Annotated in this window: 13 protein-coding genes; all 13 read right to left on the bottom strand. The window is 53.3% G+C overall.

Features of this window, described 5'->3' with window-relative positions:
- Window positions 1-8: 8 nt before the first annotated feature.
- A complete protein-coding gene (locus tag Q7R85_03565) occupies window positions 9-500 on the bottom strand; it encodes a hypothetical protein (protein MDO8585165.1) in 492 nt (163 codons plus the stop codon).
- Window positions 497-832 (bottom strand): hypothetical protein, encoded by a 336-nt coding sequence (locus Q7R85_03560; protein ID MDO8585164.1) that lies wholly within the window; start codon window positions 830-832, stop codon window positions 497-499. Before Q7R85_03560 ends, Q7R85_03565 begins: the two co-directional genes overlap by 4 nt.
- A gap of 30 nt (window positions 833-862) precedes the next feature.
- The gene (locus Q7R85_03555; protein ID MDO8585163.1) at window positions 863-1,753 is read right to left on the bottom strand and encodes a TatD family hydrolase; all 891 of its coding nucleotides are present in this window, start codon (window positions 1,751-1,753) and stop codon (window positions 863-865) included.
- A gap of 43 nt (window positions 1,754-1,796) precedes the next feature.
- Window positions 1,797-3,269, bottom strand: coding sequence for a methionine--tRNA ligase (gene metG, locus Q7R85_03550; GenBank protein ID MDO8585162.1), 1,473 nt, complete (start codon window positions 3,267-3,269; stop codon window positions 1,797-1,799).
- 144 nt (window positions 3,270-3,413) lie between these two features.
- Complete coding sequence (locus Q7R85_03545; GenBank protein ID MDO8585161.1) at window positions 3,414-4,427, bottom strand: AI-2E family transporter; 1,014 nt, start codon at window positions 4,425-4,427, stop codon at window positions 3,414-3,416.
- 191 nt (window positions 4,428-4,618) lie between these two features.
- Complete coding sequence (locus Q7R85_03540) at window positions 4,619-5,425, bottom strand: bifunctional 5,10-methylenetetrahydrofolate dehydrogenase/5,10-methenyltetrahydrofolate cyclohydrolase (GenBank protein ID MDO8585160.1); 807 nt, start codon at window positions 5,423-5,425, stop codon at window positions 4,619-4,621.
- 130 nt (window positions 5,426-5,555) lie between these two features.
- Window positions 5,556-6,797: a serine hydroxymethyltransferase gene (gene glyA, locus Q7R85_03535; protein MDO8585159.1), complete on the bottom strand. Its 1,242-nt coding sequence runs from the start codon at window positions 6,795-6,797 to the stop codon at window positions 5,556-5,558.
- Window positions 6,798-6,885: 88 nt separating this feature from the next.
- Complete coding sequence (locus Q7R85_03530; protein MDO8585158.1) at window positions 6,886-7,854, bottom strand: YvcK family protein; 969 nt, start codon at window positions 7,852-7,854, stop codon at window positions 6,886-6,888.
- Between the two features lie 19 nt (window positions 7,855-7,873).
- Entirely contained in the window at window positions 7,874-8,932 is a 1,059-nt protein-coding gene (locus Q7R85_03525; GenBank protein MDO8585157.1) for a phosphatidylserine/phosphatidylglycerophosphate/cardiolipin synthase family protein, read from the bottom strand.
- A gap of 270 nt (window positions 8,933-9,202) precedes the next feature.
- Window positions 9,203-10,228 (bottom strand): L-threonylcarbamoyladenylate synthase, encoded by a 1,026-nt coding sequence (locus Q7R85_03520; protein MDO8585156.1) that lies wholly within the window; start codon window positions 10,226-10,228, stop codon window positions 9,203-9,205.
- Window positions 10,229-10,298: 70 nt separating this feature from the next.
- Window positions 10,299-10,583 (bottom strand): ArsR family transcriptional regulator, encoded by a 285-nt coding sequence (locus tag Q7R85_03515; GenBank protein ID MDO8585155.1) that lies wholly within the window; start codon window positions 10,581-10,583, stop codon window positions 10,299-10,301.
- 170 nt (window positions 10,584-10,753) lie between these two features.
- Entirely contained in the window at window positions 10,754-11,437 is a 684-nt protein-coding gene (locus Q7R85_03510) for a hypothetical protein (GenBank protein MDO8585154.1), read from the bottom strand.
- 352 nt (window positions 11,438-11,789) lie between these two features.
- Window positions 11,790-12,038, bottom strand: a 249-nt coding sequence (locus Q7R85_03505; protein ID MDO8585153.1) for a hypothetical protein, incomplete at its 5' end; no start/stop codon positions are given.

Genomic DNA, 12,038 nt, shown 5'->3' with positions numbered 1-12,038 from the left:
GTGCCGCATCAGCCCTTGATCGCGGGCATCTGCGGCGGGCCGATGAGCGGCCACATATGGAGATCCTCCTTGTCGAACGTCGTTGTTCCCACGCCACCCATCACCGTACCCGGAGCCATGAGGAACGCGTGCGCGACGAAGGCCGGGATGTAGATGAGTGTGCCGGCGACGAGGTCTGTCACGCGCCCCGCCCTCTCGCTGAAGAACGACGTCATGCCCTGGAGTTCGTTGGTCCGCACATCCTGCAGCACGAGCTTCTTCACCTGTCCCTTCACGATCCAGAACACCTCGCTCACCGAGCACTCCCCCAAGCCGGCCACGTCGCACGGACTGCCGTTCTTGTGGTAGTGGTTCCCGAGGGGCTTCTCGACATTCGCGAGGTCGAAGTTACGCCAGTCCGCCACGTACACATTGATCGGTGCCTCCCAGATAATCCGGCGATCGTCCACGCTCGCCGGCGGGCTCCACGAAACGAGCTTCCACAGGTCATCGCGCGTCATCGCTCTTCTCCATTCTTTGCGGCAAACTGTTTCCGAATCGTGGCACAGAGTTTCTCCAGAGGGAACCTGCCGCCGGCGTCCCCCAAGAAAAACACTTCGCACTGCATCCAACGGTTATCCCGAAACACGACGTAAGAAACACGGAGCCCGATGGCGTAAGATTCCCGTTGCGTGACCGCAATCAAGAAAACCTCACCCTCAAACTCCAACGTACAGCTATACCTTGTGTTGCGACGATTGGCATCCCACGAAACCGCGCCGCAACGTGTGGCACGGATAAGGGCGCACACGAATCTTCCGACCCATGCGCCCCAATTCACTTTGTGACGCATGAGTAACTCCTCCAAAAGATGCTCTCGCTATTATACCGCAATTTTGAAGACAGTCAAGACGTTCCGTGTTGTTTGTTTCACGATTTCCTCATATGACACACCCTTCAAAAGCGCGACGCGTTTCGCAACTTCCACAACATATGCGGGTTCGTTACGCTTGCCGCGGTATGGGATCGGCGCAACGTATGGCGCGTCGGTTTCAAGCATCAACCGGTCAAGCGGAATATACCTTATGCTTTCATTGTAGTCGTCGCTAAAAGTAGTCACACCACCGAATGTGAAATAGCATCCCGCGTCCACAAGTTTTTTTGTCATTGCGAGGGATCCGGCGTAGAAATGAAAAATGGTTGGGTGACGGAAGTCAGATGTCCGAAGAATGTCGAGGACATCTTTGTAGGCGTCATCTGTTCCTTTTGAGGGGCGAGCGTGAATGACGAGCGGCTTCCGCAACTCTTTTGCCAGTTCAATTTGCGCGACGAATGTTTCCTTTTGCTTTGCTTTTATGCTTCCTTGCTTTATTGTTTTATTGCTTTCTTGAAGCCTGAAGTAATCCAGCCCGCACTCCCCGATCGCAACGACTTTCTTGTTACGGCCGAGCGCGCGAAATTTTCCAATATCAAAAACTTCCGGCACGGTTTCGTGCTGTTCGCTCTTATCGTGATACCAGTGATTTCCGCCCTCCTTCGGTCGCCCCAGGCGACCTACGGCGGGCAAAGCATGATTCGGATGAAATCCGGCAGTCGCCCAAACGTCTTCCGGATATTGTTCCGCGAGTGCAACAGCAGCGAGCGAGGTGGAAAACTGCGTACCGGAGGCGATCATTTTCACGCCCGCATCGCGCGCTCGTTTAATAACCTCATCGCGGTCGGCGTCGTACGCGGGAAACTGAATATGCGTATGCGCGTCAAAAAGATTCGTCATAGGTCTTATAAGACTTATTGGTCCAATTGGACTTATAGCAAAATTACTTGCGAGGGAAAAGCGCTTCTCCGCGCGTGATATGCGCGCTTCCATCGGGAGACCACGCGATGCACGCCGTGACGCGCTTTGCTGTTTCTGGCAAGAAAGGCTGAAGTAATGCCGCGACATTGTCTAAAATCGTGATGGCATTGACGATTGTTTTCACATCATCTTTTTTCTCCCACGGCTTATGGTCGTTCACATATTTATCGCCGAACGCGATGAGATTCCAAATGGCGTTCATGGCGTCGCTGAACCGGAAGCGCGTTGTGTAATCATTCGCTGCCACGCGCGCGGCGGCGACAGCCTCTTTCACGCCATCTTCAATGTCACCGTTTGTGAGGCGATGGGAAAGATCTCCCATCTTTGCCCCAAGGGTCAGCACGCGCGCGGCAAAATTGCCGAGCCCGTTCGCCAAACCGGCGTTATACGCCACGCGAAACTTTTCATCGGAAAAATCTCCGTCCTCAAACGGCGGAACTTCTCGAAGTAGGTAGTAACGCACGGCGTCGGTGCCGTATGTTTTTATAAAGATCTCGGGATCAATGACATTGCCGGTGGTTTTTGACATCTTCTCGCCATTCACCGTCACGTAGCCGTGGATGAACACGGTCGTCGGCAAGGCGACCTGCGCCGACAACAGCATCGCCGGCCAGTAGATGGTATGGAAACGATTGATGCCTTTACCGATGACGTGCAAACGCTCATCGCCATTTCTCCAATACCGCTCAAAATTCCCGCTCTCTTTCGCGTATCCCAGCGCGTTGATGTAATTGGACAGCGCGTCAAACCACACGTACATCATCTGACTATCGTCGCCCGGCACCGGAATACCCCAGTCCTTCGCGCGCTCCCGCGAACGGGAAATGCTAAAATCCATGAGTCCCCCGCGGATGAACGCGAGCGTTTCGTTTTTACGCGATTCGGGGACAATGCGTAACTTATCGGAAACAATGAGCTCTTCCAATGTTTTCTCGTACCTCGAGAGCCGGAAGAAATAATTCTCCTCCTCAATGAGCTGCAACTTTTTTCCGGGATGCTCCGCGCACTCACCGTTTTTAAGTTCTGCCGGCTGCTTAAACTCTTCACAGCCCAAGCAGTAGAAACCCTTATAGCTTTTCTTGTAAATGTCGTCAGCGCGGCACGAACCCCAAAGTTTCTGCGCGCCAGAAACGTGCCGCTCGTCAAACGCCGTGCGGATGAAGTCATCATTTGAAATATTGAGGCGCTTTCCCAACTCCGCAAAACGCTCTGCGTGCGCGTTCACCCATTCTTCGACCGACACCTTCGCCTCCTCGGCTGCCGTCACGTTTTTCAGCGCGTTATCGTCCGTGCCGGTCAAAAAAAATACCGCATCGCCGCGCAGACGATGGAACCGCGCAATCGCATCCGCCTGCACAAACTCCAACGCATGGCCGATGTGCGGAGCGGCGTTCACATACGGAATGGAAGTGGAGATAAAGATAGTTTTTGACATACAAAAACAAATCCAAAATCCTAATATCTAATTTCTAAACAATATCTAAATCCAAATGTTCAAAATGTAAAACCGTTTTTTGGATTTACGTTTTTGATCATTTAAAATTGTTTAGGATTTAGTGCTTGGGATTTAGGATTTTCATTATGCAGTTACTCGGCGGCGGGCTTTGTACTGCGTCCAGTTCTCGATGATTTCCTGCATAAACACGGCAACCGGGACCGCAAGAACTAATCCCACAAATCCCAATGTCTCGCCGCCCACCAGAAGCGAAATAAGCACCACCGCGGGGTTTAAATTTGTAGTAAACCGTGTGACGAGCGGAACCAAAATGTGTCCCTCAATTTGCTGTAACACAATGAAAAGCACCAGCACCGACAAGCCCAGCGTCGCGGACTCCCCCAACGCAACGAGCACCGCGATGCTTCCCGCAAAAATCGGCCCGACAAACGGCACGAGCTCCAAAAGCCCCGCGAGAATTCCGAGCGTCAAGCTGTACTTCACGCCCAAAATCCACAATCCCAAAAACACCATAAGCCCCATGCCCAAACTCAAAAACACTTGACCCTCAAGCCAATGCCCGATTTTGCGCCGCACCGTTGAATAAATGGTGAGCGCCTGTGCTTCATACGTCTGCGGCATAATAGCGAGCAAAAACTTTTCCACGCCGTCCCTCCCGATAGTCAGATAGAACGAAAGCACGAATACCGAAAGCGCGAGGAACGCGCCACCCACAAATCCCGCGCTGATATCAACGAGCGAGGTGCTCCCCGAAATGAGCGCGTTACTCAATCCATTCAAACTCTTGTTGATGGATTCGATGGCTTGCGAAGACTGCAGAATGTCAAACACCGTTCCCGATGCCGTGCTTAACTTGCTCAGCAGCTGATTGATTTCGAAAATGGCGAGCGGCACAACGGTATAGACAATAAGCGCGACGACCAGCACCGCGAGAAGGAAAATCGCGATTGTGCCGATGACGCGCGGAATCCGTTTACGCTCCAAAAAACTCACCGTCGGATCAAGCGCCGATGAAATGACGACTGCCATCACAACAGAGAGAAAGACATCGCGCGCCAAAAACAATACCCACGCGAAGAAGAGCATGAGAAAAACGCGCCATAGACTGCCCCAAGTTATTTCAAATCCTTTGTCCATAGAGTAATCACGAATAACGCGAATAATGCTCTAAAAATAACGCGAATATAGACACTAGAACTAATAAACTAACAAGATTCCCATTCGCGATATTTTTATCCGTGATTTGCGATATTCGCGAACACTATATTAAGTATAACAATAAAAATGCCGGAAACGTATTATCATGATACACGTTTTTTCAGTGCATGTCAAATCGCATACAGGTTCCGAAAAAGTTCCGCGACAAGCACGGGGCCCGTGCCGCCGGGAGTTGGCGTCACGAGAATGCCCCTGCCGTGCGCAGCCACTGCGTCAATGTCCGCCGGATAACCGAAGTCAACAACGATGGTGCCCGGACGAACATCGGCGACACTGATAAGATTTTTCTGGCCAACGCCCGTAACAATGATATCTGAATTTCCCAGCGCTGATGCAATTTCTTCCCGTGTTGAGTTGCGGCGAAGTATGGTGACTATCGCACCGGAGGCCACGCCCCACGCCGCGACTGGTTTTCCCACCAATCGCCCATAGCCATAAACAACAACACTTTTCCCTTTGACATCAGTGATGCCGAGACGCCGCAGAATAGTTTTTACCGTTCCCACCGCCGGCGGGGCAATAGCTGCGGTAAGCGGATTTGCATAATACTCCCGCGAACGCCGATCCCCCAGGCAATCAACGTCTTTTTCATACGGCACAGCATCCAACACACGCGGCGTGTCAATACTCTCGCCCGCGATCGGGAGCTGAACAATAGCGCCTGTGACCGCGGCGTCAGCGGTCAGCTTTTTTATGCGCGTGATGAGTTCGGCTTCCGTAATCGGCGCCGCAATTTGCACAACCTCAAACTGAACGCCAAGCTCGCTTGCGGTTTGCTGCTTCTGGCGCAAAAAACTTAACGACGCCGCATTATCGCCCACCAAAATACCAAGCATTTTTTTGCCGGCAAAGTCCCGTTTTTTTGCTTTCAGCTCCGCGACGACCTCCGCCGCGATTGTTCTGCCGTCAATTAACATGCGAATAGCATAGCACGAAAAATAGCCGCTAGCCACTAGTGGTTGTGTCATTCCCGCGAATGCGGGAATCTAGAAACTTCTCTATATACTGGATTCCCGCTTTCGCGGGAATGACAGTCATAAATAGAGGCTATCTGTACGGCAGCGGAAACTTCTTACAAAGTTTTTCAACGTCTTTTTTCACAGAGGCGGGATCCTCTCCGCGGACAAAAAGCCGTTCAAAAAACTCGGCAATGCGCTTCATTTCTTTTTCCTTCATTCCGCGGGTTGTAACCGGCGGAGTGCCGACGCGGACGCCCGACGGCTTCAATGGCTTTTCATCTCCCGGCAAACTGTTGCGGTTTGCAACGATGCCCGCTAATTCCAACCGCTCCTCCGCCATTTTGCCGTCAATGTTAAACCGCCGCATATCCAAAAGCATCAAATGCGTGTCGGTGCCGCCGGAGAGCAACGGAAAGCCGCGTGCGATGAACTCAGCAGCCAGCGCCTTCGCATTCTTCACAATCTGCTTTTGATATGTTTTAAACGACGGCTGAAGCGCCTCAAAAAACGCGACGGCTTTGGCGGCGGTGACGTTGTTGTGCGGACCGCCCTGCAAGCCCGGAAACACGGCCTTATCAATCTTCGCGGAAAGGTTTTTTTCCGGTTCAGCGGAGCAACGGGAAAAAATAACGGCACCGCGCGGCCCTCGGAGTGTTTTATGCGTCGTAGACATTACCACATCCGCGTAAGGAAACGGCGAGGGATGAAGCCCCGCGGCGACAAGCCCTGAAATGTGCGAGATGTCGCACAAGTGATACGCGCCAACCTCGCGCGCAATTTCCCCCATACGTTTAAAATCCACTTGCCGCGGATACGCGGTAAATCCCGACACCAGCACTTTCGGTTTTTCTTTCAGCGCCAGCTCGCGCACGGCATCATAGTTAATGAGACCGGTTTCCGGATTGACGCCGTAATGCACCGCGCGCCATAATCTGCCCGAAAGCGAAACAGGGTGTCCATGCGACAAATGTCCCCCGAACGACAACCCCATGCCCATGATGGTTTCTCCGGGCGGGACGAGTCCCACATACACGGCGATATTCGCAGGCGAACCCGAAAACACCTGCACGTTCACTCCCCACTCCTCCGCTTTCAGCCCGAACACTTGCCTCGCGCGATCCTGCGCCAGCCGCTCAATGTCGTCGTAAATTGCATTCCCCGGATAGTAGCGCTTCCCCGGATATCCTTCGGAATATTTATTCTGCAAGGGAGATCCTAATACCTGTAGCACTTCTTTAGACGCGTAATTTTCCGACGCAATCAAATCTATCGTCAACTTCTGACGCTTCACTTCTTTTTTGATGAGGGCTTCAATTTTTTTGTCCTGCATAGATATAGATAGTTTAAAAAATAATAAACAGCCGACGTTTGCCGACGTTCAAATTTATTTATCATTGCTAAACCATAATTCTATCGTACTATTCCACGAGCTTTTTGACCACTCGCGCGAGTTTTTCCGAATCGTGCCGCAAAAATCCGCGCGGCCGAAGCAGATCGGCGCGCGTGAGCCGCAATCCTTTTGGAAAATTCACCGCGTCAATCTTCACAAGCGCCGCGCCTTCGTGCACGTATGGCTTCAAGCGCGACAGCGCCGGCACGTTACTATTCGCGATAACGGCATCCAGCACGTTTGCGCCGAGATAACGCTCAAGCGCGCAAACGAAATCCGACGCGGCAAAGCCGTTTGTTTCTCCGTGCTTTGTCATGAGATTCACGACATACATTTTCTTCGCTTTGGTTTGTTTCAACGCCTCTGGCACGCCGCGAACAAGAATGTTCGGAATGATACTGGTGTAGAGATCGCCCGGCCCAACGAGCACCGCGTCCGCTTCCATGATTGCGACTCGCGCCGCGGCGGTGATGCGCGCTGTGGGTTTTAACCATACACGCACAATACGCAACCGCCCGTCGTGCAAGGGAACGTCGATGTTTGCCTCACCGTCTACAATTCTTCCATCCTCAAGCTCCGCGTGCAAACGGGTTTTTGTCAGTGTCACCGGCAACACGCGCCCCGCGACCCCGAGCATTTTTCCTGCCTCCTCAATCGCGCGCGGAAAACTTCCGGTCAGGCGCTCCAGCGCCGCAAGCATCAGATTGCCGAAACTGTGGCCACTCAACCCCTTACCTTCGGCAAAACGGTAATTAAAGAGTTTCGCGAGCATCGCATTATCGCGCCCCGAAAGCGCGATCAGCGCGCGCCGCACATCGCCCGGAGGCAAAATACCGAACTCTTCGCGCAACACGCCGGTGGAACCACCGTCATCCGCCATCGTGACGATAGCCGTCAAGTCGGCAAAATGTTTGCGCAATCCGGAAAGCACAGTGAACACACCGGTGCCTCCGCCGATAACGACGATTTTTTTATCGCTTTTTAATTTCTTCAGCATTATATATATAACCGCATCGCTACAATATCGGTTGCGCGAGTTTAAATATCCAACGCAGCACATATTCATACCAGCGCCGGTGTTCTGCCGGCACGTACGGCACCGCTTGCCGCTCCCACCGTTCCAAAATAGCCCGCAAATCGCCGACCATGCGTTCATCCTGAAACGCGGCGCCGGACTCCGCGTTGTAGTCAAAACTCCGCGCGTCAATGTTGTTGGACCCCACCATCCCCTCTTTATCATCCACAAGCATCGCCTTCGCGTGAATCATTTCCGTGGTGAAAAAAAATGACAGTCCCGCCTCGGCGCCAAGCGCCGCAAAAATATAATTCGCGATATTTAATACGCGGAGGTCAGTCTGCCGCGGCAAGATGACTTCCACCGCGACACCGCGGCGCACCGCTTTCTTCAACTCGCGCATCAGCCAATGATGCGGCACGAAATACGGCGTCGCGATGACGATGCGTTGTTTCGCCCTCGCGCACGCCGCTTTATAGTACTGTTTTAAAACACTTTTGCGCGTCCCCGGCCAGTGGTCCAGAAACGCCACGTCCACCGCAGTTATCCGGCGCGGAGGAATTGTGATGCGGTCACCTCCTCCGCAGATGCGGTACGATTTCGCAAATGACCGCGTAAAACTCCGCACGATATTCCCGCGCACTTCAAGCTGAAGATCGTTCCACCGACGGAAATGCCGGCCGATGTTCACGCCACCGACGAAACCGACGACGCCGTCCACAACCAACAATTTGCGATGCGTGCGCGCGAACCACCCCATGCGTAGTCGCGCCGGATTCCACCAATGTAACAACCGGTTGAAATACAGTACCTCCACGCCGCTTGCGGCAAGCTCGTTCGCAAGCGAGGAAAACACCGTAAAACTGCCGACGCCGTCCAAAATCAACTTCACGCGCACACCTCTTGCGGCGGCGGATTTCAACAGCTCTAAAAAACTACGGCCAAGTTCGTCGTCAATAAAAATATATGACTCCCAGTAGATAGTCGTCCGCGCCACGGCAATCGCTTTCCGCATCGCGTCCCACGCCGCCGATGAATTAGTATGAAAATGATATCGCATGGAGTATTCGCGAATAATGCTAATCGGGCTCAATAATAACGCAAATAAGGAAGCGGTGAGCCATTCGCGTTATTTTTAGCGTTCTATTCGCGATATTCGCGAACCCTATATGCTAAAAGCCCGCCACAAGCGACATGACGAGCGAAACGAGCATGAATACGACGAAGAAAATGGTGAATGCTTTTTTCATGGAGTAATCGCGAACCCTTCGACAAGCTCAGGGTATAATAGACAGTGAGCGCTGTCGAACTGTAATGCGAATTAGTCGACTTAATAATGCGAATCGGGAGGGGCGGAAGCGCGACGGAGACGCTCCATCATCGCCGCGCCAATACCTTTTTCCGGAAACGATTCAGTAATAATGAGGTCAACATTCAGCGTATCAAATTTCCTTAAAACCGCAAAGAGACGGCGGGCGCACGCGCGCATATTGTTCCGAGAACCAAGCGCGAGCGTGATGATGCGCCGGTCACCTAATGCCATATAGTACGGCAGAGATTCTTCCGTAGCCAATATGCCGACGCGCTTTCCTTTTGACGAGCGGATAAGTTGTGCGATGTTTTTTCTCATTGCGGCGCCGCTCCCCTCCGCAATAACCAGTGGCGCCTTCGGCGCGTAATGTCGGTACTTCATTCCGGGCGATTTCGCGGGCGCGTTGACGTCCCCTTTTTTCAATATACGCACCGTAGGAACGACGTGCCGCAATTCCTCAAATGTGACACCGCCATGCCGTAAAATAACCGGCGGTGACACCGTGCAATCCACCACCGTGGATTCAAGCCCGATTTTGGTTCTTCCGCCATCCAGAATAAACAAGGTTTTGCCGAAATCGCGGGTAACATGATGCGCGTCGGTGGGGCTAGGCCTTCCGGACTTGTTTGCCGAAGGAGCCGCAACCGGAACTCCCGCTTTTTTTATTAATGCCCGCGCGATTTGATGGGCAGGCATCCGCACCGCGACCGTATCCAAACCCGCGCTCACGATGGACGGAACATTTTTATTCCGCGGCAAAATAAGCGTAAGCGGCCCCGGCCAAAATTTCGCGATAAGTTTTTTTGCGACAGGCGGAATGGAGGCCGCGACAAGGGACAAATCGCGCTTGTCCACGATATGCACAATAACCGGATTATCTTGCGGCCTCCCCTTCGCCTTAAAAATCTTTTTTACGGCTTTCGCGTCAAACGCGTTCGCGCCCAATCCGTAGACCGTCTCCGTCGGAAACGCGGCAATACCGCCCTCGCGGATTATTGCAGCGGCTTTATTGATATTTTTTTCAGTTGCGGACACAATAGGCATGATTTGCTATTTTATAACATCCTTACAAACTCCAGTTTGTAAGGATGTTATAATGCGCGCATAGTGCGCGCTAAGTCTGCTGAAACGACTTAAGGAAACGTGTAAAGGTTTTCCCGTACGGCGACAAGGCGTGCTCGACGAACCTCCCGCGGTATTTTTTGTTTATCAACCCTGCATGATGCAAACGCCGCACATGTTCGCCGATCGTTTTGGGATTCGCTTTCAACGCTTCAATAATCCCCTCTAACGTAACGCCCTCGCGCTCGCCAACAAGCAGCAACACCTCAATCCGGTAGTGATTCGCCATTCCCTTCAGATGCCGCTCCATCTGCTTTGCGGTTTTTATTTTTCCCATATCCAAGAGTATACACCCCACACAACATCCTTACAAACTGGAGTTTGTAAGGATGTTGTGTGGGGTGGGCAGGAACGGGCGCAAGGATGCAAAAAAAAATAGGGCTTGTCGTGCAAATGAGAACGGTCCCGCGCGAGTGAATGCACGGGACCGGAAATCGAACGGTATCCTTATGCGACGGCGTAGGCAAACCCGCGGCCACGAAGCCATCCATTGAGCGGATGACCATCGAATGTATCTAGCCACAGACCGCCACCCCCGCGGCGCACACTGAGACGAAGCGCGTCACCATCGGCATCCTTGAGCGGCTCGTGCATTACGACGATCCGCCAGAGGCCCATGGCCGCAAGCTCTTCGTCCGAGAACATCTCCCGGATGAGGCAAGCCACCTCGGCGTTTGGCTTCATAAGTTCCTGCTCCCGCGCTTCAAAAATGCCCTTCTTCGTCACAACCGCAATCTTGGCTGTGATGCCAGAAGTTGACTCAAAGCCGCCCAAACAGAGCAGTTGCTGCGCATAGTCGCCCACGCCGAAGCCCAACTGTTCCAAACGAGCAATCCACTGCTCCCCGGTCATCCCGTTGGACGTGACCGAAAAGTAGATGACTCCCTCCTCTGCGTGCCACTTGCGCTCGGTCTTGAGAGTCGGAGTGGCACCGATCTTGGAAGTCGGAACGGTCGGAGCCAGCCACACACCACTCTCAATCTTCGCCTTGAGCGCCCTGTAGTTGGGCGCATCCACGACGGCATCCCAGAGCCCGCTCTCCACGAGCTTCACGAGACGCTCGTTGCTCAACGCGTTCGGCTGACCGTCGCGGATCATCCGCTTCCACATGTCGAACGTCGGCGAACTCATCGCAGACCTCCTGTCCAAAAACGCATCACCCGCACTATCCATCAACAAGATGGAATTTGGGCGTGCAACCAACGAGATGCTGGTTATATATTAGCATGACTTCTATGCATTTGTCAATGGGTGCCAAAAAACTGGATTCCGGGTCAAGCCTGCCTGTCCGACAGGCAGGCCTGCTTCCAACAATCGCAAGGAGAACCGCGCGTTGTCGCCTACTATCCATTGTTCAGTATACAAAATGAAATCTGGTCGCGCGACAGGGTCGCGCGACCAGAGGAAATCCCTGCCTGCGGCAGGCAGGCGAGTGACCGAGGGTCGCGAGGGTCCGAGGGGACCCAAGCAACCCAAGGCCCGACTACTTGCTGACAAGGCGACGGCTGATGGAGAACACGCCGTCGCTGAACCAGTCGCAGTCGCAGTAGAAGCCGTCCGCACTGCGATAGACGCACCAGGCGCAGCAGTAGCCGCAACGCCGGAGACGCCAGACGGTCTTCCCGCACGGCGTATAAGTATTCACCGGGAAGTCCGCTTCCGAAATCTTCCCGGCGTTCCCCTCGTCGCAGAGACGGAATGCGGCGCGCTGGCCGAACTCCGCGCTGCGACG

This window comes from bacterium, from assembly GCA_030649055.1.
In the GTDB taxonomy this organism is placed as follows: domain Bacteria; phylum Patescibacteriota; class Minisyncoccia; order UBA6257; family JAUSGH01; genus JAUSGH01.
Note: the sequence above shows the minus strand (reverse complement) of the source record. Positions and strands in the feature narration are given on the sequence as shown.